The organism is Stenotrophomonas sp. YJH_SMC_65 (assembly GCF_059369475.1).
Genome location: NZ_JCAFSR010000007.1, coordinates 214,952 through 239,614, shown reverse-complemented (window position 1 = coordinate 239,614; position 24,663 = coordinate 214,952). Strand labels below are relative to the sequence as shown.

At 67.1% G+C, this 24,663-nt stretch carries 30 protein-coding genes; 3 read left to right on the top strand and 27 right to left on the bottom strand.

Going from position 1 to position 24,663, the window contains the following annotated elements; all coding sequences use genetic code 11:
* Both AC5P7A_RS15215 and AC5P7A_RS15210 read right to left on the bottom strand, forming a co-directional pair.
* Nucleotides 1-867, bottom strand: a complete 867-nt coding sequence (locus AC5P7A_RS15215) for a glucose 1-dehydrogenase (protein WP_032962699.1) — start codon at nucleotides 865-867, stop codon at nucleotides 1-3.
* A gap of 101 nt (nucleotides 868-968) precedes the next feature.
* Nucleotides 969-1,352 carry a sensory rhodopsin transducer gene (locus AC5P7A_RS15210; RefSeq protein ID WP_111206933.1) on the bottom strand — a complete coding sequence of 128 codons (384 nt, stop codon included), beginning with the start codon at nucleotides 1,350-1,352 and terminating at the stop codon, nucleotides 969-971.
* A 59-nt stretch (nucleotides 1,353-1,411) separates the two neighbouring features.
* Here AC5P7A_RS15210 and AC5P7A_RS15205 point away from each other — a divergent pair, with 59 nt between their 5' ends.
* Complete coding sequence (locus AC5P7A_RS15205; protein ID WP_495220289.1) at nucleotides 1,412-2,398, top strand: TIGR03885 family FMN-dependent LLM class oxidoreductase; 987 nt, start codon at nucleotides 1,412-1,414, stop codon at nucleotides 2,396-2,398.
* Here AC5P7A_RS15205 and AC5P7A_RS15200 read toward each other — a convergent pair.
* A complete protein-coding gene (locus AC5P7A_RS15200) occupies nucleotides 2,368-3,954 on the bottom strand; it encodes an alpha-amylase family protein (protein ID WP_241886877.1) in 1,587 nt (528 codons plus the stop codon). The genes AC5P7A_RS15205 and AC5P7A_RS15200 overlap by 31 nt on opposite strands.
* A 159-nt stretch (nucleotides 3,955-4,113) precedes the next feature.
* Between AC5P7A_RS15200 and xth the strand changes: the two genes are divergently transcribed.
* Complete coding sequence (gene xth / locus AC5P7A_RS15195; protein ID WP_049439606.1) at nucleotides 4,114-4,908, top strand: exodeoxyribonuclease III; 795 nt, start codon at nucleotides 4,114-4,116, stop codon at nucleotides 4,906-4,908.
* On the opposite strand, the gene AC5P7A_RS15190 is transcribed toward xth, so the two are convergent.
* The 9 genes from AC5P7A_RS15190 to AC5P7A_RS15150 form a co-directional block, all read right to left on the bottom strand.
* A complete protein-coding gene (locus AC5P7A_RS15190) occupies nucleotides 4,909-6,627 on the bottom strand; it encodes a sensor domain-containing diguanylate cyclase (protein ID WP_495220288.1) in 1,719 nt (572 codons plus the stop codon).
* 120 nt (nucleotides 6,628-6,747) lie between these two features.
* On the bottom strand, nucleotides 6,748-6,942 hold the full coding sequence (locus AC5P7A_RS15185; protein ID WP_346601055.1) for a hypothetical protein: 195 nt from the start codon (nucleotides 6,940-6,942) through the stop codon (nucleotides 6,748-6,750).
* Nucleotides 6,942-7,577, bottom strand: coding sequence for a DNA-3-methyladenine glycosylase (locus AC5P7A_RS15180; protein WP_053495022.1), 636 nt, complete (start codon nucleotides 7,575-7,577; stop codon nucleotides 6,942-6,944). The genes AC5P7A_RS15185 and AC5P7A_RS15180 overlap by 1 nt, the downstream gene beginning before the upstream one ends.
* A 72-nt stretch (nucleotides 7,578-7,649) precedes the next feature.
* Nucleotides 7,650-8,609 carry a cation diffusion facilitator family transporter gene (locus AC5P7A_RS15175; RefSeq protein WP_164165655.1) on the bottom strand — a complete coding sequence of 320 codons (960 nt, stop codon included), beginning with the start codon at nucleotides 8,607-8,609 and terminating at the stop codon, nucleotides 7,650-7,652.
* A 69-nt stretch (nucleotides 8,610-8,678) separates the two neighbouring features.
* Nucleotides 8,679-9,263: an AprI/Inh family metalloprotease inhibitor gene (locus AC5P7A_RS15170; RefSeq protein ID WP_134808907.1), complete on the bottom strand. Its 585-nt coding sequence runs from the start codon at nucleotides 9,261-9,263 to the stop codon at nucleotides 8,679-8,681.
* 189 nt (nucleotides 9,264-9,452) lie between these two features.
* The gene (locus AC5P7A_RS15165) at nucleotides 9,453-9,710 is read right to left on the bottom strand and encodes a hypothetical protein (protein WP_014647264.1); all 258 of its coding nucleotides are present in this window, start codon (nucleotides 9,708-9,710) and stop codon (nucleotides 9,453-9,455) included.
* A complete protein-coding gene (locus AC5P7A_RS15160) occupies nucleotides 9,707-11,059 on the bottom strand; it encodes a membrane protein (RefSeq protein WP_032956535.1) in 1,353 nt (450 codons plus the stop codon). Before AC5P7A_RS15160 ends, AC5P7A_RS15165 begins: the two co-directional genes overlap by 4 nt.
* Before the next feature lie 20 nt (nucleotides 11,060-11,079).
* Nucleotides 11,080-12,219, bottom strand: a complete 1,140-nt coding sequence (locus AC5P7A_RS15155) for an SPFH domain-containing protein (RefSeq protein ID WP_014647262.1) — start codon at nucleotides 12,217-12,219, stop codon at nucleotides 11,080-11,082.
* Nucleotides 12,220-12,351: 132 nt separating this feature from the next.
* The gene (locus AC5P7A_RS15150) at nucleotides 12,352-12,615 is read right to left on the bottom strand and encodes a CD225/dispanin family protein (RefSeq protein ID WP_041863485.1); all 264 of its coding nucleotides are present in this window, start codon (nucleotides 12,613-12,615) and stop codon (nucleotides 12,352-12,354) included.
* Between the two features lie 667 nt (nucleotides 12,616-13,282).
* Here AC5P7A_RS15150 and AC5P7A_RS15145 point away from each other — a divergent pair.
* The gene (locus AC5P7A_RS15145; RefSeq protein WP_495220287.1) at nucleotides 13,283-14,770 is read left to right on the top strand and encodes a helix-turn-helix domain-containing protein; all 1,488 of its coding nucleotides are present in this window, start codon (nucleotides 13,283-13,285) and stop codon (nucleotides 14,768-14,770) included.
* A gap of 59 nt (nucleotides 14,771-14,829) precedes the next feature.
* Here AC5P7A_RS15145 and AC5P7A_RS15140 read toward each other — a convergent pair whose 3' ends face one another.
* The 15 genes from AC5P7A_RS15140 to AC5P7A_RS15070 all read right to left on the bottom strand — a co-directional run bounded on the left by AC5P7A_RS15140 (nucleotide 14,830) and on the right by AC5P7A_RS15070 (nucleotide 24,612).
* Nucleotides 14,830-15,276 (bottom strand): hypothetical protein, encoded by a 447-nt coding sequence (locus tag AC5P7A_RS15140; protein ID WP_239683796.1) that lies wholly within the window; start codon nucleotides 15,274-15,276, stop codon nucleotides 14,830-14,832.
* Nucleotides 15,273-16,352 (bottom strand): hypothetical protein, encoded by a 1,080-nt coding sequence (locus AC5P7A_RS15135; protein ID WP_495220286.1) that lies wholly within the window; start codon nucleotides 16,350-16,352, stop codon nucleotides 15,273-15,275. The genes AC5P7A_RS15140 and AC5P7A_RS15135 overlap by 4 nt, the downstream gene beginning before the upstream one ends.
* Before the next feature lie 20 nt (nucleotides 16,353-16,372).
* Nucleotides 16,373-16,720, bottom strand: coding sequence for a hypothetical protein (locus AC5P7A_RS15130; protein ID WP_014647257.1), 348 nt, complete (start codon nucleotides 16,718-16,720; stop codon nucleotides 16,373-16,375).
* Between the two features lie 47 nt (nucleotides 16,721-16,767).
* Nucleotides 16,768-17,370, bottom strand: coding sequence for a RebB family R body protein (locus tag AC5P7A_RS15125; protein WP_481452577.1), 603 nt, complete (start codon nucleotides 17,368-17,370; stop codon nucleotides 16,768-16,770).
* Nucleotides 17,367-17,603 carry a RebB family R body protein gene (locus AC5P7A_RS15120; RefSeq protein ID WP_032957589.1) on the bottom strand — a complete coding sequence of 79 codons (237 nt, stop codon included), beginning with the start codon at nucleotides 17,601-17,603 and terminating at the stop codon, nucleotides 17,367-17,369. Before AC5P7A_RS15120 ends, AC5P7A_RS15125 begins: the two co-directional genes overlap by 4 nt.
* Before the next feature lie 70 nt (nucleotides 17,604-17,673).
* Nucleotides 17,674-17,946, bottom strand: coding sequence for a RebB family R body protein (locus AC5P7A_RS15115; protein ID WP_005416651.1), 273 nt, complete (start codon nucleotides 17,944-17,946; stop codon nucleotides 17,674-17,676).
* A 60-nt stretch (nucleotides 17,947-18,006) separates the two neighbouring features.
* Complete coding sequence (locus AC5P7A_RS15110) at nucleotides 18,007-18,273, bottom strand: RebB family R body protein (protein ID WP_006446865.1); 267 nt, start codon at nucleotides 18,271-18,273, stop codon at nucleotides 18,007-18,009.
* Nucleotides 18,274-18,299: 26 nt separating this feature from the next.
* Nucleotides 18,300-18,569 (bottom strand): RebB family R body protein, encoded by a 270-nt coding sequence (locus AC5P7A_RS15105; protein WP_005416649.1) that lies wholly within the window; start codon nucleotides 18,567-18,569, stop codon nucleotides 18,300-18,302.
* A 43-nt stretch (nucleotides 18,570-18,612) separates the two neighbouring features.
* Nucleotides 18,613-18,903: a RebB family R body protein gene (locus AC5P7A_RS15100; protein ID WP_005416648.1), complete on the bottom strand. Its 291-nt coding sequence runs from the start codon at nucleotides 18,901-18,903 to the stop codon at nucleotides 18,613-18,615.
* A 301-nt stretch (nucleotides 18,904-19,204) separates the two neighbouring features.
* Nucleotides 19,205-20,497, bottom strand: coding sequence for a transporter (locus AC5P7A_RS15095; protein ID WP_495220285.1), 1,293 nt, complete (start codon nucleotides 20,495-20,497; stop codon nucleotides 19,205-19,207).
* Nucleotides 20,498-20,546: 49 nt separating this feature from the next.
* Nucleotides 20,547-21,296 (bottom strand): hypothetical protein, encoded by a 750-nt coding sequence (locus AC5P7A_RS15090; protein ID WP_049439623.1) that lies wholly within the window; start codon nucleotides 21,294-21,296, stop codon nucleotides 20,547-20,549.
* A gap of 13 nt (nucleotides 21,297-21,309) precedes the next feature.
* Nucleotides 21,310-22,014 (bottom strand): C39 family peptidase, encoded by a 705-nt coding sequence (locus AC5P7A_RS15085; RefSeq protein WP_495220284.1) that lies wholly within the window; start codon nucleotides 22,012-22,014, stop codon nucleotides 21,310-21,312.
* Nucleotides 22,015-22,113: 99 nt separating this feature from the next.
* A complete protein-coding gene (locus tag AC5P7A_RS15080) occupies nucleotides 22,114-23,424 on the bottom strand; it encodes a FapB/FapC family functional amyloid domain-containing protein (RefSeq protein ID WP_495220283.1) in 1,311 nt (436 codons plus the stop codon).
* A gap of 43 nt (nucleotides 23,425-23,467) precedes the next feature.
* A complete protein-coding gene (locus tag AC5P7A_RS15075) occupies nucleotides 23,468-24,037 on the bottom strand; it encodes a FapB/FapC family functional amyloid domain-containing protein (RefSeq protein WP_049439918.1) in 570 nt (189 codons plus the stop codon).
* 44 nt (nucleotides 24,038-24,081) lie between these two features.
* The gene (locus tag AC5P7A_RS15070) at nucleotides 24,082-24,612 is read right to left on the bottom strand and encodes a FapA family amyloid fibril periplasmic chaperone (protein WP_495220282.1); all 531 of its coding nucleotides are present in this window, start codon (nucleotides 24,610-24,612) and stop codon (nucleotides 24,082-24,084) included.
* Between the last annotated feature and the right edge of the window lie 51 nt (nucleotides 24,613-24,663).

Sequence of the window (24,663 nt, the reverse complement as noted above, 5' to 3'; positions counted from 1 at the left end):
TCACAGCGTTGCCGCGCCGCCGGAGATGGTCAGCAAGGCACCGGAGGTATAACTGGCGCTGTCCGAAGCCAGCATCACGTAGGCCGAGGCCAGTTCCGCGGGCTGCCCGGGGCGGCCGAACGGCGTCTGCGAGCCGAATTGCTCGACCTCTTCGGAGGCCATGCCTGCCGGAATGAACGGTGTCCAGATCGGGCCGGGCAGCACGGCGTTGACGCGTATCTGGTGCTCGGCCAGCAGGCCCGCCAGCCCCAGCGTCAGGTTGGCGACGGCGCCCTTGGTCGCAGAGTACGGAAGGATGTTCGGGGTCGGTCGCTTGGAATTGACCGATGCGGTGTTGATGATCGCGCCGCCACCGCGCAGGTGTGGCACGCACAACCGCGTCAGATTGAACACGGCATGGACATTGGTATCGAACGTCCGCTTCCAGTCATCCAGGGTGATGTCGTCGAAGTGCTCGTAGTAGCGCTGGTAGGCCGCGTTGTTGACCAGGATGTCGAGACCGTCCAGCTCGCTGGCCACGCGGTCGACCAGCGAGCGCGCCTGCGCCGGGTCGCTGATGTCACACGGTACCAGCACGGCCTTGCGCCCGGCCTGTTCGATCTGCTGCTGCACATGGCGGGCGTCGTCCTGCTCGCCATCAAGAAAGGCGATGGCGACGTCGGCACCCTCGCGCGCGAAAGCGATGGCCACCGCTGCGCCGATGCCGCTGTCACCGCCGGTGATCAGTGCCTTCTTGCCCTGCAGCAGGCCATGGCCGCGGTAGCTGTCCTCGCCGTGGTCCGGCCGGGGCTGCATCTGCGCGGTCTTGCCGGGGAAGGATTGCTGCTGCGCCGGGAAGGGCGGACGTGGGTAGTCGGGCAGGGCCATCGTCACTCTCCGAAAGGGAACCTGGCGGCAGTCTCGCTAGGCGCGGGTAAACGGCCGGAGGGCGCGGTGTCGTGGCAGCGTGGACGACTGCGCACGGTGCTTCACAAGGGATGGGCGATCGTGGTCATGATGCTGTTGGCCGGCTGCCGTGAATCCAGCCGCGTGTGCTGCACGATGATCGGCTGGTCGGATTCGATGAGGGTGGCGAAGCCGGTGCCGCGTGGTACCTGCGCCGGATCCTGCAGGTCGTTGAAGCGCAGGTGGCAGGTGCGTCGTGCTGGCACGGTGATCCGGTAGGGACCGACAGGATCGCGGTCCTCGAAGTAGAGGGTCAGCGTGACATGCGCGTCCTCGTTGCCCGCATTGAGGACGCAGCAGGTTTCGTGACTCTGCATCTCCGGCGACGGGCCGTTGCTCCAGGCTGGAATGTAGCCTTCGGCGATAGCCCAGCGTCGATGCCCGATGCAGGAGGTGTTCGTTTCCATGACGCCGTTTTAGCTGGAGGGGTGTTGCCATCGTGTCCAGTCCCCGCACGGAATCCGTGATGACCATCGGCTACCACGCATCGCATGAGCAGTTCCCGCCCGCCACCTTGCTGGGCCTGGCGCTGCGCGCCGAACAGGCGGGATTCGAGGCTTTGATGTTCTCGGACCATTTCCACCCGTGGACGACTGCGCAAGGGCAGTCCGGCCACAGCTGGGTATGGGCCGGCGCGCTGGCGGTGCAGAGCGCATTGACCTTGGGCATGGTGACCTGCCCGATGCTGCGCCAGCACCCGGCATTGGTGGCACAGGCAGCGGCGACGCTGGAGCAGTTGGCGCCGGGCCGGATCTGGCTGGCGCTGGGTACCGGCGAGGCCCTGAACGAGCGCATCACCGGCCAGCCGTGGCCAGCCAAGCGCGAGCGGCAGAAGGCATTGCGCGATGCGGCCGAGGTGATGCGGCGGCTGTGGGGCGGCGAGCAGGTCGACCACGACGGTGGCTTCCGGGTGCGCCAGGCACGGCTCTACAGTCGCCCGGCGCTTCCCCTGCCGCTGCTGGGGGCGGCCGTCACCGAGGAAACCGCACGCTGGATGGGGGGCTGGGCCGATGGCCTGATCACCATCAGCCAGCCACTGGCGCAGTTGCGGCGTGTGGTGGCGGCGTTCGAGGACGGCGGCGGCAGGGGCAAGCCGATGTACCTGCAGGCCAAGCTCTCCTACGCGCGCGCCGAACAGGCGGCGCTGGAAGGCGCGATGGAGCAGTGGAGCGCCAACGTGCTGCCGCCGGAACTGGCCGAAGGCCTGGACCAGCCCGAACAGTTCGAAGCACAGGCCCGATCGGTCAGCGCCGAGGTGGTGCGCGAGCACGTGCATGTCTCGGCAGACCTGGGCCAGCATCGGGCCTGGCTGCAGGAGCTGCAGTCCCTGGGGTTCGATCGCATCTACCTGCACAACGTGAACCGCGAGCAGGAACGCTTCATCGACGACTTCGCCGAACACGTACTGCCTGCGCTGCGCACTCAGGCACCCTCGGCAGCCAGCCACGTATAGCCATGGCCCTGCAGGTAGCAGCGACGACCCTGCAGTTTGGCGCCGTGGCCCACCAGCGTGTGCAGCGGGCCGTGCAGGGGTACGTCCACCTCAACCGGGTTGTCGCCGAAGTTGATCAGTGCCAGTGCCTGATGGGGTGCCTCACCGAAGCGGAGCATCAGCAGCGCGGGTGAGGGTGGGTCGAGCGTGTGTGGCCCCTGCTGCAGCACGGGATGGGCATTGCGTTGCTGCAGCAGCTCGCGCACCCGCAGCAGCAGTGAGTCCGGCATCGCGCGTTGCGCCTCGACATTCACCGTGCGGTAACCGTAGGGGCCGTCCGCCGGTGGCGCGCGCCAGGCATGCCGCGATTGGTCGGTGAACCCAGCCCCTGGGCCGTCATGCCAGTGCATCGGCATGCGCACAGCATTGCGTTCGGGCAGCTCCAGGCAATCACCGAGGCCGATCTCTTCGCCATAGCGGATCACCGGCACCTGGCCCAGCGACAGCAGCGCCGCCCAGGCCATTGCCTGCCATGCGATGTCGCCGTCCAGCATCGGTGCCAGCCGGCGGCGGACGCCACGGCCATAGATGCGCATGCCACGCTCAGGAGCGAAACGTTCCATCACCGCTTCGCGCTCATCCGGCTCCAGCTGCTCCAGGTCCAGTTCATCATTGTTGCGCAGCCAGGCAATGCGTGTGTCCGGCGGCGCGTGCGGGCCGTACTCGGCCATGACCCGGGCCACTTCGCTGGCATCGCCGCGTGCCAGTGCCAGGAAGAAGTGATTGTTGAGGTGGAAATCCAGCAGGTGCGAAAGCCGCCGCCCGTGGCATAGGAAGTCACCGTAGCGGGACGCGCGGACATCCGCTTCGCCGATCAGTGGCAGCCCTGGTTGCTGCGCGTCTGCCGTGGCGCGCATCGCCTCCAGCAGCCACAGCCCGTCGTCGCGCGGGTCCGCGTGGCGGGCGCGCTCGACCATGTACGGGACCGCGTCGACGCGGAAGCCGGCCACGCCGCGCTGCAGCCAGAACGTCATTACCTGCAGCAGTTCCTCGCGTACCGGCGCATGGGCCAGGTCGAGGTCCGGCTCGTGCCGGTAGAACATGTGCCGGTTGAACGCGCCGGCCTCGGCATCCCATGTCCAGACAGAGGCCTCGATCGGCGGGAACATCGGCTGCAGGCCGTCGTCAGGCATGTGGTCGCTCCACAGGTACCAGCGGCGCCAGGCCGGGTCACCCTGCTGCGCGGCGACGAACCACGGGTGCGCGCTGGCGGTGTGCTGCATCACCAGTTCGACGATGATGCCGATGCCACGTGCGTCGGCGGCATCGACCAGGCGCTGGAACGCGGCCTGGTCGCCCAGGCGCGGATCGATACGGTAGTGATCGTTGACATCGTAGCCACCATCGCGGCCGGCGTTGCAGTAGAACGGCAGCAGCCAGACATGGCTGATGCCAAGCCACTGCAGGTAGTCCAGCTTTTCCGTGATGCCATCCAGCGTGCCCCAGCCGCGGCCGTCGCTGTCGCGGAACAGGTAGGGGTCGATCTGGTAGATGGCGCGCAGCGGACGCACCGCCATGGGCTTCTCCGGCACTGTTCACGGGTGACCAGCCTGCTGTCGCGCGTGGCAGCGGTTCGTGAAACGAATGGCACCGCATCATGACGTGGCATCCACGGCCCGTGCATGCCCGGGCGCTCAGAGTGAATGCTCATTCCCGGCACCGAGGAGGCTTCCTGCATGGCCCGACGCAAGACGCTTCGTATTGCCACGTTCAACGTCAACGGCATCGGCACGCGCCTGCCACAGCTGCTGGACTGGCTGCACAGGGAATCGCCCGACGTGGTTGCCCTGCAGGAACTGAAGGCGACCGACGCGGCGTTTCCGGCTGCGTCGTTGGAGGAGGCTGGGTACGGTGCGCTCTGGCAAGGTGAGGCGCGCTGGAACGGCGTGGCGTTGCTGGCTCGCGGGACCACGCCGGTCGAGAGCCGCCGCCGATTGCCCGGCGAGCCCAGCGACACGCAGAGCCGCTACCTGGAGGCGGCGGTGCACGGGGTCATCGTGGGTGCCCTCTACCTGCCCAACGGCAACCCGCAGCCCGGGCCCAGGTTCGACTACAAGCTGCGCTGGATGGAACGCCTGATCCGGCACGCGCGCAGCCTGGTCGAACTGCCGCACCCGGCGCTGCTGCTGGGTGATTTCAACGTGATTCCCACCGAAGCCGACGTCTACGACCCCAAGGCCTGGCGCCGCGATGCGCTGTTCCAGCCCGAGGTTCGCGATGCCTTCGAGCGGCTGCTCGCGCAGGGCTGGACCGATGCGCTGCGGAAGGTGCACGGCGACGCCACGATCTACACCTTCTGGGACTATTTCCGCCGACATGCCGAGCGCGACCGTGGGCTGCGCATCGATCATCTGCTGTTGAATCCCGTACTGGCGGAGCGACTGAAGGACGCTGGCGTCGACCGTTGGGTGCGTCTGCAGGAGAAGGCCAGCGACCACGCGCCGACGTGGGTGACGGTGCGGCCGGCGTGATCAACGCGCGGCGGGGCCTTCGCGCCGCTCGCGGCGCACGCGCGCGCGGGTCCGGTAGAGGCGGCTGTCCGCCTTCTGGATGGTGTCGGCCACGGGCTCACCGGCCGTATTGATGGCTGCACCCATCGAGAAAGCGCTGGGCGACAGCGCAGCGTGGTCCTGGTACCAGTGCTCCAGTTCGCTCAACCGGCCATCCGCGGGCGCGACCAGTACCACCATGAATTCGTCGCCGCCCAGCCGCACCACCGTCTCCTCCTTGCCCAGCGGCGAGCGCAGGAAGGTGGCGAACTCGACCAGGACGGCGTCGCCGCGGCGGTGGCCCTGGGTGTCGTTGATGTGCTTGAAGTGGTCCAGATCGAACATCACGCAGGCCCAGCGCTCATCAATCAGTTCATCCAGCCGGTGCAGGTAACGCCGGTTGTAGCACTGCGTGAGCGGATCCTTGAAGGACATTTCGCGCAGCTGCTGCTCCTGCATCCTCAGCGCGGTGACGTCCTGTGCATGCCCCAGCACGTAGGGCGGGCTGGCCTCGCTGTCGAGCACGTTGTGGTACGCCCAGTAGTGGCGCGTACCGTCGGCGGCAATCAGCTCGATCACGCCAGCGTCGGTGTGGTTCGCCTGGATCCGAGCGAGGTAGGCCTTGAAGCCCTCGCGTTTTTCCGGTGGCATCAGGTCGCACAGGCTGCGCCCGACCATCTGGCTTTCCTCGAAGCCCAGCGACTGCACCGCCGCGGGATTCACCGAGGTCAATGTCCCGTCCAGCGTGTGGGTGCAGATCAGGCCCAGGCTGTAGTGGAACAGTCGCCGGTAGCGGGTCTCGCTCGCTTCCAGCGCGTCGAGCGCGGCTCGCTCGTCCGTGATGTCCTGGATCGCCCCGACCAGACGCGGATGGCCGTCGACCTGTTGCCGGCTGCCGACCACCCGGGTCCAGATCGCGCGCCCGTCGGCGGTGGTCATTGGCAGCTGCACCTCCCAGGACGTGCCTTCGTCGATGCAACGCTGCACTGCCGCGCGGATGATGTTGCGGCTGTCTTCGCGATAGAACGACAGCGCGGTGTCGAGCGTCGGTTCAAAGTTGCTGCGCACGCCGTGCAGCTGCTTGGTCTCGCGGGTCCAGCGCACTTCGTTGGTGACCAGGTCCATCTCCCAGCCGCCCACCCGGGCGGCGCGGTTGGTCCGCTCCAGGAAGTCTTCGCTGCGTTTCAGCTCGCGATGCAGCGCTTTCGCCTGGCCAACCTGCGCCATCAGGGTACTGCGCTGTTCCAGCACCTGGGTGGTGACCCGCGCCAGATGCACCATCAGTTCGCGCTGGGAGGGGGACAGCACGCCGGGCATCGGGTCGAGCAGGCACAGCGTGCCAATGCGTGCGCCATGGACCGAGCCCAGCGGGATGCCGGCGTAATGCCGGATGCGCGGCCCGGCGGTCACCAGGGGATTGGTCGAGAAGCGAGGGTCCTGGCGCGCGTCGGGTATCTCGAACAGCTCGTCGTGGCGGATCGCATGCGTGCAGAAGGAGATCTCGCGGGCCGTTCCGGTGACGCCCTCCAGCCCGATATTGGCCTTGAACCACTGCCGGTCTTCGGCCACCACGGTGATCAGCCCCATGGTCATGCCGGTCGCGGCGCGGGCGGCGGCGACGATGGCATCGAACACCGGCTCGGGGGGCGTATCCAGCAGGTGCAGTCGTTCGATTTCGAGCAGACGTTCGGCTTCGTCCATGGCGCTTTTCAGGGCTGGGTAGCGAGGGCGGTTGCGGCAGCTGGCTGGCGCTACGCTAGTGCGCACGGCGTTATGTATCGCCATGGCAGAGTGATGCCGATGTGAGGTGGCCGCGCCCGCTCAGTGTTGCTGGAGCGATGCCTGCAGGGCGGTGGCCAGTGCGGCATCACCGGATATCAGGTCCTGCCAGCGTAGCGTGATGCCCTTGCGTCGCCCCTTTTCGACCAGCTTGAGGCCTTCGGGGTCCACGGTGAGGGTATGGGGCCGGCCATCGATGTCCAGTTCGCGTCGCAGTGGTTTGTCGAGCGGGGTCATCATCGTTTCCTCGCAGGGGCGGGAGTACGCCGTGGCTGAATCGATACGTGACGATTGTCACGGATGTGCCAGCGCCAAGGGAAATCGACCGCGCGGGTGATGCCGATGCGTGGACCAATTACCGGGTCGGACGGAGGCGGGGTCCCATCGCTTGCGATCACGATGCCATGGCTGCCAGTCACCAGGTCGGCGCCGTCGAAACTGCGGTCCAGCCCGAATGCCTGCGAGAGCTTGCCGGGGCCGCTGGCCAGATCGTGATCCCGGCGCGCGGCGGGGCGCAGCTCGTGCATGCGCTCAAGGCCCGCCAGCGGCTCGACGGCCCGCAGCAGCACCGCCACGCCTTCACCGACCTCTCCGCAGACCACGTTGCTGCCCCAGTGCATGCCGTAGGTGAAGTAGACATACAGGTGGCCGGCCTCACCGAACATGCTGGCCGTGCGCGGCGTCTGCCCGCGATAGGAGTGCGCCGCCGGATCGACGCTGCCTGCGTACGCTTCGACTTCAACGATGCGACCCGTTCGGCCATCGTCACGGACCAGAAGTTTGTTGAGCAGCTCGGGCGCAACCTCGACGGGCGGGCGCCGGTAGAAGCTGCGCGGGAGGATCTGGAGAGAGGCGGGCAACCAATCCGGCACGGTAGAGGCAGGTTCGGGCAGATGTTGGTGGCACTGTGGCATTGGACTGGTGAAACGGGCGCAGACGCAGCGTCATTCCGGCGCGGGCGGTGCCGCCAGCGTGGCGCGCCGGGCGGCGTAGACCTCGGGCGTCTGCGGCTTGATGAACAGTGCCACCAGCTCCGGATACTCGCGCTTTACCGCCGTTTCGATGCGGGTGATGCAGGCTTCAATCTGTGGGGTGTGCCGATCGTCCTCGAACTCGGCGCTGAGCATGGCCACGACCTGTTCCGGTCCCATCTGCATGGTGGTCACGCCGTTCGCGCGACGCAGATCCGGATCGGTTTCGGCCACCGCCATGATCCGCTCGGCCACCGCAGGGTGGGCAGGCTCTCCAACCAGCAGGCCCTTGGTTTCACGGGCCAGGAGGAAGGCGGTTGCGGCCAGCACGCCGGCGATGCACAGCGACGCCACACCATCAAGCACCGGCATATCCAGCACCTGCGCGGCCACCAGGCCGATCAACGCGAAGCCCAGCCCAAGCAACGCAGCGCTGTCTTCCAGCAGTACGGTGAAGGTGGACGGATCCTTGCTGCGGCGGAAGGCTTCGAAGTAGCCAAGTTTGCCTTTGGTACGCCGGAACTCGCGCAGCGCCACCCACCAGGAGGCCCCCTCGAACAGGATGGATATGCCCAGCACGCTGTAGCTCAACGCGTGGTTGGTGGCCGGCTCCGGCCGGCGGATGTGCTGGATGCCCTCGTACGCCGAGACGCCGGCGCCAGCGGCGAACACCAGCAGGGCGACGATGAAGCTCCAGAAGTACAGCTCGCGGCCATAGCCGAATGGATGTACCGGGTCTGGCGCCTTGCCGGCACGGCGCAGCCCGTACAGCAGCAGGAGTTCATTCAATGTGTCGACCAGCGAATGCACGCCCTCGCTGAGCATGGCCGAGCTGCCGGAGATGCCGGCAGCGATGAACTTTGCGATGGCAATGGCCAGGTTGCCCGCGAGGGCGGCATAGATGACCAGACGGGAACCGGTGGGAGCGGACATTTCGGCTGCGGGGCGGGGCGGACGCCTGATCTTCCCGATCAGCGCGTGCCCATTGCGTGCACGGCGCGATCAGTGCCCCTTGGGATTGAGGTACAAACGCGCCCCATCCGATTCACGGTAGCCCGTCCAGCGCCCACCGCCTGACGCGCGGAAGCGCCCGAACACGGTGTTGCTGGTGTCGGTGAGCAGCAGCTGGTTGCCCGACAGTACCCAACGGTTGGCCGAGAAGAAGCCATCCGGGCAGCCGGCGGGCACGTAGGCACTGTAGCCGCCGAACCACTCGATGTTCTTCAGCTCGATGGAGCAGGTGTTGCCGTTCTCCTGGCCCAGCGTCCAGCTGCCGAACAGATCGCTGTCGCGCACATCGCGGCCGCCACGGTGGCGGTCGCGGCCCCAGTCGTCGTTGTCGTCGTGGAAACCGAAGCCCACGTCGATCTCTTTGCTTTCGCTGCGTGACCCGGACTGCGAGCTGCCGCTGGTGGTGGTCTGGGTGGTCACCGCGCCACTGCTCTGGGTCCGGGTGCTGCTGGATTGCGTGGTCTGGTCGGTGTGGGTGGTCTGTTCGCCGAAGCCGAACGAGGCGTCCTGGGCCAGGGCGGGCAGGGCCAGGCAGCACAACGCGGACAGGCAGGTACGGGCGAGCACGGCAGCCATTGCAGCATCCTCGGAAGGGCGGACCGCGCGAGTATCGAACCGGTGGGGCGGGAGACGGTGTGAGGGTGTGCGCGGCGGCAGCCCAGCGAAGGGTAGTGCCGGCCGCTGGCCGGCTCCCACTTGGCGCCCAGAAACCGAAGGAATGCCGGCCAGCGGCCGGCACTACCCGCAGCCAGGCGGAGCCTGGCGCTACGGGTCGGGCTTTACCCGCACCACCCGTTTCCGGTACTCATACACATTGTCACCGCGGATACGCTTTTCCTCGGTACCGGTAACCCGGCCTACCTGCTGGTCCGAGCCGGTGACCGGCTTGGCCTCGATGGCGGTCTCGTGCTCGAAGGAGTGCGATTTGTCGGTGTTGCGGTAATAGCGGTACAGCGCCCAGTACAGCGCGGTTGCGCCGGCCGGACCTGCCGCCAACAGCCAGAGGCCACTGTCGTCGCTCATGTCGATGCCACCAGGAAGGCAATTGCGAGGGCTTCAATGACGGTGCCGGTGGCCAGTGCCGCCAGCAGCATCTTCCATTGCTGCACGGGCACGCTGCCCATGGTTTCGCCGGTACGGCCGTTCACCGCGATGTAGTGCAGCATGCCGCCGTTCTTGCCGGGCTGGTGGTAGGAGTACAACCACACCGGCAGGTACATCGACACCCAGCGGGTGCCATGCACCTCCAGCTGCTCCTGTTCCCAGCGCACGCCACGGTTGTAGCGCTTCACCGAACCTTCCACCTGTGCGCGGGCGATCGACAGCAGCTGGTCTTCCAGCCGCGGCCGCAGCTTTTCCACATCCAGGTTGCGCTTTTCGGAGGTGAAGCCGGCCAGGTACGAGGCGTTCCATTTCACCGCGTTCTTGGTATCGAACGGCAGGATGGTGTTGATGATGTTGTTGGTGTTGGCGCGGGTATCGAGATTCCCGCGCTCGGCCGAGGATTCCAGTGGCAGGTCATCGACCGTGAAGTCGACCTGGCGCTCGACCTGGTAGACGTCTGCGTCGTACAGGGTGCGCTTGTTCTTCTCGCTGCCCACGGTGTACTGCCGGGTCTGGATCTCACCCTTGCCGGCCACGGCCGCGCTGACATTGCTGTCGACGATCATGTAGGGCAGGAACACGCCCACCACGTTTTCCGGGGTGAACTGGTCCTTGAATGCCTTCAGCGCGAACATGCGGCGCTTGTCGACGAACTGGCGGATGCGCGCGACCGCATCGTCCTTCCTGATATGGAAGGGCAGCACTGCATCGGGCACCGCGCCATTGGCGATCTGCTCGTTGACGCCGAACACATGGCGGCACCAGTGGCAGCGCGCCGTCATCGTACTCTCGGTATTGACCGTGACTTCAGCGCCGCACCCGGTGCATTTGAACGTCATCAGTGCCGAGGTGTCGGCGTCGATGTCACGTGCGCCGGAGGCAATGACCGTACCGCGCAGCTGGTCGATGGCCTCGCCTAGGCCGAACTCTTCCTCGACGCGTGCGCCATGCCATTCGTGACGGCAGTACAGGCAGACCAGGATGTCGGTGCCGGCCTTGGGCCGGATGTCGGTGGCACCGCACTTCGGGCAGCGGTTGAGGCCGTCCTTCAGCTCGCTGGCCGACGTATCGATGGCCACCGGGTCGGGCGCTTCCACTTCATCACGGATGGCCTGTGGCAGTTTCGAGGTGTCCAGCGGGAAGCTGCCGGGCAGGGGAGGGACGTCCTGCGGCGAACCGGGCCCATCCAACGACGCCGCCGGCAAGGGCGGCGGCGTCGCGGGCGCGGATCCGGGCAGCGGCGGCGGGCCGTTTCGGGGATCGGACATGTTCGTTGTGCGTCCTGCTGTTACAGGCCCAGTGCCTTGGCCTTCAGGGCGTCATAGTCGCCCTGGGTGATCAGGCCCAGATCCAGCATTTCCTTGGCCTTCTTCAGCTTGGCCACCGGGTCGTCGGCAGCCGGGGCGACCGGCTGCTGCATGCCGCCGACACCGAACATGCCCGAGGCCATGCCGACACCGACCAGGCCAGCCGCTCCGCCGTTCTCGCCGGCCGACTGAATGCCCTGGGCGACGCTGGCCTGCAGGTTGGAATTGCCGCGCGAACCCGACAGGGCATCGGCGCGCTGCACGGTCTTCAGCAGTTCGCGGGTGTTGGCGTCGTACTCGATCGAGACGATGGCGGTCTTGACGATGGCCAGACCGCGGTCGGACTTCCACTGGTAGCCCTGCTCGACGGCGGCAGACAGGCTCTGTGCAAAGCCCAGCGAATCCTGCTGCAGCTTGGTGATGCGGTTGCCCTTGCCCGGGTCGTTCGTGTACAGGCTGAAGGCCGGGGCCAGCGAACCGACCACTTCATTGAACAGTTGGCTGGCGGCGGCGTTGTCCAGGTCGGTGAAGTCGAACACCTGGCCAGGTTGCAGGTAGCTGGCCGGCACGAAGTTCTTCACGAACAGGATCGGGTCGACGATCTTGAGCGTGTAGGAGCCGCGCGTGACCGCACCCACCTGGGTGTTGAGGAAGCCGTCGTCCCAGTAGATTTCCGACTGGGTACCGAAGCGGTTGTCCGGCAGTTCCTTCAGCGACACGAAATACGCCGCCTGCTGCGAACCCGGCTGGCCGCCGAACTTGAAGCGCTCCCAGCTCTGCTTGATGAACGTGCTGACCAGGCCGTCGCCGGCGAAGATCGACTGCGAGTTCAGATCGTCCGAACGCCACTCGTAGCCACCCGGTTCGGCGACGAACGCGGTGATCGCGCCGTCCTGGAACAGCAGCAGGCCGTAGCCCTCCGGCACGATGATCTTCGAGCCGTTGGTGATGATGTTGGACGAGCCGCTGGTATTGGAGCCGCGGCCGGCATTGGTGCCGCGCGGTACCGCCGCGAACAGGGCCGCCGTCGAGGGCAGGCCCGTGGGCACGGTGTAGAAGTCCTTCCACTGGTCGGCCAGCACACCACCCACCGCACCCTTCACCGCCTGTACCAGACCCATGTCCAACTCCCTGTGATTCGAGGGCAGGCACCATGCCTGCCGAGCTGGACTGACTATAGAGGAGCGGGATGGGCCGCCGCCACCGCCGCGCGCGCCTGCCATTCATCATGGCGCGACGGCGACGGCAGGCTTTCAGGCCATGCCGCGCGCGATCAGGGCATAGCCGATCATCAGTGCCAGGCACAGTGGCAGGGTGAGGAAGGAGGCGATCATCCAGCGCAGCGCCTTGCGCGAAGCCTCGGTGGCCGCGCCGATCTGGCCGCTGGCGACCAATGACGTGCTGCGGTTGGCGTAGACGGTGGCGACGATGCCGAACGGCCAGAAGCCGGCGATGATGCTCAGGATGGCCCACATCAGGTAGTTCCTGGGGGGCACGGGTGGCGGGGTGCGGTCCATGCGGTCGATCTCCTTGATCGTGCTGCGGTCGGGAGCGCGAGTATGCCGACAGGCCAGGCGCAGCGGAAGGCATGCCACCCGTGCGTGGTGCGCAATCTTCTGCTGGTCGATGGGTCATTGATCGGGGGCGGCGCCGCGGCAGGCAGGCGCGGTGGCCTGCGGGCCTGGGCGAGCAGGCGGTGCAGCCGTCACGGCGGCGCAATACGTGCCCGTCCCTGGTTCGCTCAGACGCGTTGATCATCAGCGTGGATGGAATCCCGGCGCCTTGCCTTCACCTGCTTTGCGGTGCGCGGTGCGCGGTGCACGGAAACGCGGGCGACAAATATCCGGCGCGGATATTCACGTCATTATCATGCTTATTTTCTGGAAACTCGTTTCCCATAATCCAGGGACGCGATGGCCGGAACACAGGGAGCGCCGCGTCACAGGCAGTGCCGCCCTGTGGCGCACGACCCCGGCCTGGACGACGTCCGCCTTGCCGACCTCCAGCAGCGATGGCAGTTCCCGGCACTGCGGGAGCGGACAGCGTGCACGGCACCAGCGGTGCGACCAGCGGGCACGGCATGCGGCGTGGACGTCGCAGCATCCCGCGATGATGCCGGAGGGCCTGCATCGCGAGATCGCCCGTTGCAGATGCATCGGGTCGCCATTCCAAAGGGGAGTTTCGATGCACAGGCAAGTCAGTGAGATGCTGCAGCGCGCTTATCGGCCCTATCCGTCATTGCCCGAGCTGCTGGGCGCGTTCGTGAAGGAGCTGTCCCAGCACAAGGTGATACGGGGTGGCCACGTGCGGTTGCGTGGTGCGGTGGCAGGGGCAGCTGCGGGGTTGCCAGCTGCGTCCGGGCAAGAGGTTTCCTTGCAGCGGGTTCCCATCCGCTATGGCGGCGAGGTGTTGGGTGAGCTGCACCTGGAGGGCGAGAAGGGCCGGCTGGATGGTAGTGCCCTGGCGCTGGGGGAGCAGTTTGCCCAGCGTTGCGCGCATCTGATCAAGCGCTACGAAGCCAAGGCCTGGGCCGAACAGGCATTGAGCCGGCCGCTGTTGCTGGTCGGCGCCGGCGAGGCGCTGAAGCAGATGGATGAATTCGTGGAGCGCGCGGCGGCCAGCCCGTTGCCGGTCCTGCTGCGCGGCGAGTTTGGTACCGAGAAGATGGAGCTGGCCGCCGCCCTGCACAGTGGCGGCCCTTCCCGGCAGGGCCCGTTTGTGGAAGTGAACTGTGTTCACCCGCTGGGCGAAGCCAGCGACTGGTTCGCGCGCGCACAGGGCGGGACGCTGTACTTCCACGAAGTCGACGAACTGCCGGTGCCGCTGCAGGGGCAGCTGTCACATCGCATGCGTGGGCTGCCTGCCGCTCAAGCTGACGCGCTGGCGGCCGGCCCGATACGGGTGATCGCGTCGACCAGCGCGGACCTGGAACAACGGGTGAGAGAGAAGCAGTTCTCGCGCGCCCTGCTGGCTGGGCTGGAGTTCCTGACCGTGGATATTCCGCCGCTGCGCGAACGGGTGGAGGACATCGGCGCGCTGGCGGCGCGTTCGCTGGAGCTGCATGGATTCAATCCCCGCGTGCTGGGCGACGATGTGCTGGAAGCCCTGTGCGCGCACGACTGGCCCGGCAATCTGCTGGAAATGGAGCGGGTGGTGGTCCGGCTGGCGGTGATGACCGGTGGCCGATGCATCCGTCGTGAGGATCTTGCACGCCACGCGCCGGATCTGGCTGCAGGCCACGTTGCCAGCGATGCCGGGCGCGCCCCGCAACGGCTGCCCGCGGTTGAGCAGACCGTCGGTCCTGCGCCCGCGCAGCCGGATACGCCGCGGGCAGCGCATGAAGGCCTGCACGACGGTCTGAAACGCGCCCTGGCCTACCTGAAGGACCATGCCGCAGAGCCGCTCACGCTGGGCGACCTTGCCCGTCAGGCCCATGTGAGCCAGTCACACCTGGGATTCCTGTTCCGCAGCGAGCTGGGCACGACGTTCAAGCTGCTGCTGCAGCAACTGCGCATCGAGCACGCCAAGCAGCTGCTGCGGGATGGGCAGCGCCTGCGCATTACCGATGTCGCACTGCAGGTCGGCTTCGGTGACCTGAGCCACTTCGAAAAGAGCTTCCGGCGCGCGGTAGGGGTCAGCCCGCGCAGCTACCGGCGAAGCCCGCACCAGTAAAAACATTGCCCCGGTGCAGGCGCGGGCCTGCCCGGGGCGTTGGGATGGCAGATGCGGCGTCAGCGCGCGTTGGCTTCAGCAGCGCGCTGCACGGCATGTTCGGCCGCTTCGTCCGCGCGTCGCGCGGCCTCGGCGGCGGCCTCGACCGCGCGTTGCGAAACCTTCATCGCGGCGCGGATGCCTTCTTCACTGGCAGCCATTGCGGCGTCCGCCAGTTCCTGGGCGATCTCCATCGGGGTTCTGCCCGCCGGATGGGCGGGAGTGGGCTTGCCGGGAAGCGGGGTCGGGAAGGTCATCGTCGGTGCTCCTGCTGGGGATGAGGGGGGAACACCGTCACTGCGCTCCCCCAGGATGTGGCGCAATGCCGCCTGGGCATCGGCCAGGATCTTCTGCGCCTGTTGCCGGGCCGCCAGGCGTCCGGCAGCAACGGCCGCGCCGGCTGCCGAAGCAAAGGCCTCTGTTGCTGCCTGCACGCCATCGCCATCTGGCGCCGGAGCCGGGTTCACACTGCATCCTTCTGATAATCCACCCGCGCTTCATCGCCCAGGTGGCGGCGGGTTCGGCGGTAATCCTGCAGGGTGATCACATTGTCCTCCACCTGTATCAGCGCCTTCGCTCTGGAACCGTCGATCGCGAACTGCACGCTGGCACCGTCCTGGCCCAGCCGGCCACGGGAAACCGGATGTTCGTTGAGGAATTCCTGCGCATCGCGCAGCTGCCACCGCGCGGCCTCGCGCAACCGGCTGTCATCCTGCAGCAGTTCGGGTTCGTCGTCGAAGCAGGCCGCCATCTGCTGGGCGGCCAGCGAGATGCGGGCATAGCCGATCTGCCGGTGCGCGGCCAGGCTTGCGTCGATCGCCTCGCGCACCTGCTCTGGCGACGGCAACTGTGGCAGCTGCGGCCCGTCCAGGAAGCCGAACAGGATCGGCAGCACCTGCTGCAACGCACGGGTGGCACGCGTCAGCCGATGTTCGCGGCTGCCACCTCCTGTGCTCACCCGCTGGTAGAAGCGGAAGTAGTCGGCAAACTCGATGGGCCTGCGCGCGTGCAGCAGCGCGAAGCCGGCAGCGTCGGCCAGGTCGTCGCGCCCCGCGGCGGACATGCCCACCTCACCGGCCAGCTGGTGGAGCGCCACCGATTCGCGAAAGTCCAGCTGCTGCAGCAGGGGTGCGTCGGCCGCGCCGATCGAAGCCAGGAACGCGCGCGAGGCGCCGAGCTCGGCGTTGGTCAGCAGCCGGTGTTTTTCCAGCACTCGCTGTGCCTCGTTGTGCGACAGGCGTGTCTCGTCATCAAACTCCATGTTGCGCAGGGCACCGAGGTCGCTGGCACCAAGGCTGAGCAGCTTGACCGGGCCGATCTGCAACCCGGTGCGCGGCAACCATGTCATGCGCGAACCGTGCAGGCCCTGTTGCACCCCATCGAGCATCGTGCCCTCGTCGGAGAAGGCGTAGCGGTGCTCATGCGATTCCATGGCCCACTTCAACCAGTGCTCGCCGCCGTCGATGAACTGAAGGACATGCCTGCAGGATTGACTGATCAGGTTGGCCTGGGGGATGGAACGACCGGCAATGAAAATGCTCATGCGTGGATCTCCTGGCGGCCTCACTGGGCCGGAAATTCCTTGAGGACGGTCGCAGCGGCATTGCCGACGCGGTTGAAGTCGGCGGTGGCCCCCTGCATCATGTTCTGCGCCTGCGTGAGCACCCTCGCGTACTTTTCGTCCCCCGTCGCCAGGTACTGGGCCATGGCCACGCCGGCCGCGGTGGTCGCGATGGTTGAGACATTGCGCAGGGCGTCGGCGGCATCCTGTACGGCGATCGCCGCAGACTGGGCCACCGACTGGTAGGCCTTGCCGGCACCACTGGTCGTCACGACGGTCGCTGACATGGTGGCCGTCTGCACCTGGTTGATCACATCGATGATCTGGGCGTTGACGTTCCTCGGGTCCATACGGGCTCCTTGATGGGCGGGTGGGGCCGCAGGCGGCCTGCAGTCTGTCAGGCCCCGGCGTCAGCGTCGTCTGCCGGGGAAGGGGAAGGGGAAGGGGAAGGGGAAGGGGAGTCTGGCGCGGGATCCTGGGCGGGACCTGCGTCCGGATCCGGACCGGACGCGGGGTCGGGCGCAGGACCGGGCGCGGGCGCTGCCGCATTGCCTGCAAGCGTTTGGAGTGCATGCAGGCTGCTGGTAGCGGCCGCAGCGTCGGCAGTGGCACCGTGGGTCTGTGCCTGCAGGACGCTGATGGCGGTCTTTCCTTCTGCGGTGGCCGCGGCGATCACCGCCGCAGGCGAAGGGGGCGCCGGCACCGGGCCGGGCAGGGGGATGACCTGCGGTGGCGGCGGCGGAGGGGGTTCCGGAGCGGGTGGCGGCACCGGCCAGGGAGCGTTGATCATCTTCGCGCAGGTGGCGGTGACCGCTGCGTTGCTGACCATGCCTGCACCCTGCTGGCGCGCGACGGCGTTGTGCATGGCGGTGCCCAGCGTCTCCAGCATCACCATGTCCAGCATGCTGAAGGACTGCGCCGGACCCTGGGCTACCAGCAACGTCGAGGCGGCGCTGACGCTGTCGACGATCTGGCTGTTGACGGTGTTCTCACTGCTCATGACGGAACGGCTCCCTTCTGGATGATCAGGGCCAGGACCTGGGCCAGGCTTGCGCCGGCGGTCACCTGGCCGCGTTGCTGGTTGGCCACCGCGTTCTGCATTGCCAGGCCGAGGCTGTCGGCCATCGCCAGGTAGGTGGCGGACATCGCGAACGAGGGGGCAAGGGCGATCGCCACACCGGATCCGGCGCTGGTGGTTGCCAGCAGGTAGCCGGTGGCGGGCGATGCGGCCATCGATCAGGGGCCCGACGTGACGCCGCCCTGGGCGGGGGCGCGGTGGTTGGCGTCACGCCGGGCCGACACGTCAGCGCAGGCCCAGGATTTCGCGGGTGGCCACGCCGTTGGAGGCGGTGTCGATCGCATACAGCGTGGACACCCCCTGGGTGGTCGACGCCTGCATGGTCACGTAGGACTGCTGCTGGTTGTTGGTGGCGTTGTGCGCGGCGTTGGACAGCGCCTGGCTGGTGGCCACGAACAGGTTGCCCATTGCGATGGCCGGCGCATCGCCAAGCACCTTGGTGTTGACCTGCGAGACCGAATCGGTGATCTGGCTGTTGACGGCGGTGGGAAATGCCATGGTGGAAGCTCCTAGGGTGGACAGCACTACAGGAACGGAGATTGCCGGCACTCAATGGAATCAGCCGAGAATCTTCCGGGTGGCGGCGCCGGTGGCGCCGGTATCGACGGCGTAGAGCAGCGCGACGCCCATTGTGGTCGCGGCCTGCGCCGTGACATACATCTGCTGCTGGGCGAGCGTCGCGTTGTGGGCGGCATTGGCCAGCGCCTGCGCGGTGGCCTGGTACAGCGTGCCCATTGCCGTGGCAGGCGCCACGCCCAGCACCTGCAGGTTGGCCTGGCTGACCGAGTCGGTGATCTGGTCGTTGACGGCCGTGGGAAATGCCATGGCTCAGCTCCTTGCCTGCCGGCGCATCACGCGCCGAGGATCTGCTTGGTGGCCACGCCGGTGGTGGCGGTGTCGATCGAGTACAGCGTGGCCACGCCCATGGTGGTGGCCGCCTGCGCCGTCACATAGGACTGCTGCTGCGCATTGGTGGCGTTGTGGGCGGCGTTGGCCAGCGCCTGCGCAGTGGCCTGGTACAGATTGCCCATGGCCACGGCGGGCGCGTCGCCCAGCACCTTGGTGTTGGCCTGGGTGACCGAATCGGTGATCTGGTCGTTTACAGCGGTCGGGAATGCCATGTCGATCTCCTTGAGGTTGGCGGGTCAGCGATGGAACGACAGATCAGGAGCCCAGGCCGCGGACGCGGGTGCTGAGGATTTCCTTGCTCGCTACCGCCGTGGTGGCGGTATCGATCGAGTACAGAGTGGCCACGCCCATGGTGGTGGCCGACTGCGCGGTGACGTAGGACTGCTGCTGCGCGTTGGTGGCGTTGTGGGCGGCATTGGCCAGCGCCTGTGCGGTGGCCTGGTACAGATTGCCCACTGCCACGGCGGGCGCGTCGCCCAGCACCTTGGTGTTGGCCTGGGTGACCGAATCGGTGATCTGGTCGTTTACCGCGGTTGGAAATGCCATGTCCTGCTCCTGCGAAAGGGTGGAAGTGCGTGGTATCCAGTGTCACGGTGCGTTGCCTGCAGCGGCCTGGGCTTCACCGTGGGGCCAGAGTAGGAAATGGCGCCGCCGCCGGATTGGCGGAATCGACGGAGAATGCGGTGGGATCACCGTGAAGGTGCGGCGTGAATACGGCGGAACTGATGATCATCGCCGTCGTCGCCAGCGCTGGCGCGTTGCCCTGGAGCACACACAGGGCCTGCGCGTGGGCAGCGCGATCCGGCGGCGAGGGGCTGTCGGCCACAGCGTCGCCGGATCGGGCGGGTCAGAGCATGTAAGGGATCTTGAACGCCAGCGTGAAGTCCGGTGCATCCGGGGTCAGCCCGATGCCCAGCAGGGTCACCAGCGTGGTGTGCTGGTTGAGCGCATACGTCACACCCAGATTCAGTGACGCCGCGTTGGCGTCGCTGCCAATCACTTTCATCCACTTCCCGCCCTGGAAACGGGTGGAAGCGCGGGCGCTGATGCGGTCGCTGAAGGACAGGCTGAGACTGGTGCGCTCGTTGAACGCAAAGGCCACGCCGGCGCCGAAGTAGACCGAGCCGCCGAGCTTCACGTCACCTGGGTTGACCGTGTCGGGGTTGCTGTCGATGTCACTGAAACCACGCGGGAACGAATGCACGTAGCCGAGGTTGGCGAACAGGATCGCCGGATCGGCTGTCTTGACCATCGACAGCCCGACGTTGGCCTGCCACACGCCATTGCCGGTTGGTTGTTCCTTGGGCACGGCGAAGCGGATGTAGTCATCGTCATCGCGCTCGATCACTTTCCAGTCCAGGCCGTAAGGCGCACGCCCGGTGGGCGCGGTCACTCCGGCGGTGAGTACGGCTTCCGGGAGCCAGCCGCGCTCGCCGAACAAGCGGTAATTCGCACTCAGGCCGATATCGCCCAGGCCGTTGCCATTGGTCTCTTCCTGCGCGATCGCGGCCGCCGCACCGCCGGCACCGCCCTTCTGGTAGACGGTGCGCCGCGCCAGGTATGGCACGTCCAGGTTGAGCGTCAGGTTCGGGCTGACGCCCCAGCGCGCGGCCAGATTGTAGGTGAGCGAATCGGACTCGACGTTCTCGATGGCGATGTTGCCGAGGAAGATTGCATCCAGCGCCAGGAAGCCATTGAGGGTGAGCTGCTTGCGGTCGTAGCGGGCGTAGGTGAGGCTGTTCTCGACGGTGAAGCGGCGCGAGAACAGCGCCGACTGCTGCTGTTTCACATCATCCACGCTGCGCCGCGATTCCTGCTTTGCCTGCTGCGCCTCGGCGGCACTGCTGGCATAGCCTTCGCTGCCCGGTGACGTCTGCAGCGGCGAGCCATGCTCGACGGGCGCAGCCGTAGACGGGGCCATCGGGCCAACCTTCCCACTCAGGCGCGCCTGCATCGCCTGCACCTGCATGTCCAGTTCGCGCAGCCGCCGCACTTCCTGCGCGTAGTTGGATTTGAGCTGCTCCAGCTGGCTGGCCAGCGCCTGCACGTCGGCGCCATCATCCGCCGCGGGTGGCGCGGCGAAGGCGGTGCCCGCCAGCGCCGCCAGCGCCAACGGGGTGATCCTCATCAGGGTGTGCATGTTCGTGTCCTGCGTTGTGGAGCGCTTCCCCCAACGCCGTGCCGTGGTACTACCGGCCCGGCCCCATGCCGCGGTTCATCGCAATCGCCTGGGCCACGTTCTGGCTCAACGGCAGGTTGCCGCCCGCGGTATCCCGCACCAGCTCCAGCCGCAGCTGGTTGCTGGCGATCTGGCCGTCACCGGCCAGGGCGATGCCCTGGCCGACGCTGCCGTTGCGTATCCATTGCTGGACCAGGCCCTGGCCATCCACCTGCAACAGCAGGCGTGCCTGGTTGCCGTCGAGCACCGCAGAGGCCGAGACGCCTGCGGCGTGTGCACTGATCGAATGGGCACCGTCATCCGGCAGGGCCGGCACCGCGCCATTGCGTACCACCAGCGTGGTCGCATTGCGGGCGACGTTGCCATCGCCGGCCACCTGCACGCTTTGCACCACGCCGCTGGCGTTGGCCAGGCCGCTGCTGTCGATGTGGCGACCCTGCGTGTCCGGCAGCGGCGCATCTGCGGCGGTGACGTGCACGCTGGGCTGGAAGCTCAGTTTCGGGCTGCCCCCGCCGCGGAAGTCCATGCCCAGGGTCAACGCACCCTGCAACACGCTTCCGTTGCTGGCCTGCCACTGCGAGACCATCGTCACCCCGAACCAGGCGACAGTATTGCCGCCCACGGTGTAACGGCCCCGCATCAGGTTCAGTTCGGGATCCGGGATTTCCTTCAGGCCGCGCCCGGGCGCCGCGTCCGCCGCCTGCAGGGGCAGGGCGGGGCAGGCCAGCAGCAGGACCATCAACAGGCGGTGACGGAACATGGCGGAACCTCCTTCAGAACAGGTCGGCGTGGCTGAAGCCGAAGTCGACCAGTTCGGCATCGGTGATCGGCCCCTGTCGCGCGTAGAGCGCGCGGGCACTGGGCCGTTCGCTGGGTTGCAGCAGAACCGTGTTGCGATCGAAATCGCTGCCGATCACCACGAAGACGGCACGCGATGGCCACGCAGCGAGGAATTCAGGCAGCGCCAGGCTGCGGTTGCCGAGGATGGGATCTGCCACCTCGACCACACCGTCGCGCACCTGCTTGAGCACCACGAAGTGGCGGAAGCCGCGCACGTCCATCAGCACAAGACCGGGAACGCGAAGCGTGCGCAGGCGTGTTTCATCGATACGATAGCCGCGCCCGCGCATGCCCAGCGATTCCACGTAGCGCTTGATGTCGAGCAGCGAGAAACCACGCTCGGCCACCAGTGCTGGATCGGACACCCCCATCATTCCTTCGATCACCGTCGCTTCGTCGGTCTGCAGGTGATAGGCATGGCGCAGGATGGTTGCCAGTGCGGCCGCCCCGCAGCTGTAATCGGTGTGCTGGCGCACCACGTTGCGGTAGCGCCGTTCCTGCATGCTTTCCACCTTCTGCTGCAGCAGTGCGCCATTGGGTAGCACGCTGGCGAAGCCGACATCGCCCGCCCACGCCGATACACCGCCCAGCAACAGCAGGCAGGCCAGCAGGCATATCGACAGACGGTGGCCGATCATCACGTTCTCCAGCAGCAGGAGGGAGCCCCTGCCCCAAGGGGGAGGAGGAACAGGGGCTCCCGGGAACCCGGCCATTGGCGGACGGCCGGGGTGGTGCTCTTACTCGCCGTTGCCGCCACCACCGCCGGTGCTGGGCTGGGCTACGGCCAGGGCCAGGCTGTTGGCCTGCAGGTTGCCGGTGCCCGCCGCCACGTTCACGCCGATGTTGCCGGAGGCGCCGGAGAAGGCACTGCCGGACAAGGCCGACGTGTTGGTGGCGTTGACGTTCACCCAGCGCGTGGTGCTGACCGTGCCGCTCAGGCTGGCGTACAGATCGGCCACGCCCAGTTCGACGAACTGGCTGGTGCCGCTTTCACGCGTATCGAAGCCCAGCCCGCCCACCCCCGGCCGGTTGGGGTTCATCGTGGCGTTCTGGATCTGGTTGTCCAAGTCGATGTGGCCGGTGCTGTTGCCACCCGGGTGCGGCAGTTCGCCATTCCAGGTGTCCAGATAGTAGTTCGCCATCTGGTAGGCGTTGCCGGTGCCGCGGTAGGTGCCCGCGCCATAGGCCAGGGTCAGGCCGCTGACACCGCCACGCATGCCGACCTGCACGGTATCCGTGTAGGACTGCACGAAGCCGGCGTTGCTGACCGTGTTGCCGGTGGAGACCTGGTTCGAACTGATGCTCGACTGCGCTACCGCCGTGGTTGCGACCGAGGCCGCGAGCGCGTTCTTCTGCTCGTTGTTGTTGCCCGAAGCAATGTTGACACCGATGTTGCCTGACGCACCGCCGAAGGCATTGCCACCGAGACCTGCGGCATTGGTGACGCCGGAGTTCATGGTCGCGTTGCCGAAGCCGGCCTGGTTGACGAACACCTCGGCGTCGGCCATGCCGAAGCTGAAGGACGCATCGGCAGCGGACAATGACGCGGCATTGTCCTGGGCGTTGTTGTCCCCCGATACCACGTTGAAGCCGAGGTTGCCGGAGGCGCCGGCACCCACGCTGTCACCGATGGAGGCACTGTTGGTGACCAGGCTGTTGCTGGTGGCGTTGTTGCTGATCGACTGGCGGTTGTCGATCACCGCAATGGCCGCCGAGTCGAGGTCGATGTCACCGGTGATGGTGGGGTCGCCGGAGAAATTGACGTCGGTGCTGAGGCGCAGGTCCTTCTCCAGGTTCACGTCGACGCCGTGGTTGTTCTTTTCCTTGCGCTCGTCGGCCTGGATGGTGCTGTGCTTCTGAACATTGACGTTGACGTTGACGGTGCGGTTGCGTACGTCGTTGTGGGTGTCGTTGCGGGTTTCGCTGACGGTGTGGTTGTGGTTGATGTTCGCGTTGGCGTTCTGGTTGTCCCAGCCATTGGCCGCAGCGGCGGTCGAGGCAGTGGCAATCGCCATGGCGAGCATGGTCCGTTTGACGGTCGCTTTCATGGTGCCCTCTCTCTCATCGGGTGGTGCATCGGTTGGGTGGTTGTCACGGGCGGTCCTGCACGACCAGGCCCAGCACATTGGCCGTGTCGTTGCCGCTGCCCGCGATCTGATTGAGTTGCAGGACCCCGTCGAATCCCCGCAGCGCGGTGCTGGTGACACCGGCGCTGCGGGTGCCGGTCGCGACGCCGCGACCGGCGTCGTCCCGCCCCCCTGCCAACGCGGAACCTTCGGCGGCCAAAGCCGTATCGTCGGATTCGCGTATGCCCTGTCGAGCCAGCGTCGCGCTGACGACGTTGAGCGTCGTGTTGGCGATGCCGCTGGCCTGGTTGATGGATGCGATGCCGCTGGCACCGGCCAGCGCGTTGCCGTCGATGACGGCGGTGGCGTGCGCCGGTGCGCTCAGCACGCGGTTGCCGGCCCGCAGTTGCCGGTTGCCGATCAACACGTCGGCGCGTTCGCCGGTGGCGATGCCATGCAGGTTGGCCTGCAGGTTGAGGTCACCGGCCGCCTGGTTCAACGCGATGGCGCCGTTTGCACCCGCCAGGGCGTGACCGTCGATGCGGGCCACGTCGAGGTAGGCGAGCATGCCGCTGTAGTCGTCGGCCTGCGCCATCAACGGCGTGGCAAACAGGACCAGCAGCAGCCAACGTGCCCGCTTCACTTGCCACCTGCCGGGGCCGGGCCCTGCAACGGGAACTGGGCGAGCGCGCCGCGCACGGTATCGCCGATGCCGCGGGTGCTGTTCCCGACCGCGCCCAGTGGGTCACCCAGTGCGCCACCGAGGCTGCTGCCGAGCATGCCGTCACTGCTGCGTCCCAGCGTGCCGCCCAGGGCCTGCTGGGCGACCCGTTCGACGGTGGTGCCCGTGGGGGTCGCGGTCGCAGCCGTGTGCCCCGCCCCCATGCCGGCATAGTCCTCATCGCTCAGCTCGTCCATCGCGTTTGCCGGGGTACCCGCACCGAGCGCCGTCGTAATCTCGCGCTGCGGTTTCGGGTCGGCGATCAGCGCCATGCCCGGGGGCGCCATGCGATAGGCCGGCCGCGCGGCCACATCCCGCAACAGGACGATTTCGCCCGGTTGTGCCTTCACGCCCTGGCGGGCACCGGAGGCAGAGGCGCCCGCGGCGCCCGACAGCAGGGCCACGGCCAGCATTGCCAGCAGGCCGCGAATGGGGGTGATGCCGTCCATGCCGATCTCCCGTGATGGGTGCGGCGGAACCACGCATCAACCGTGCCAACC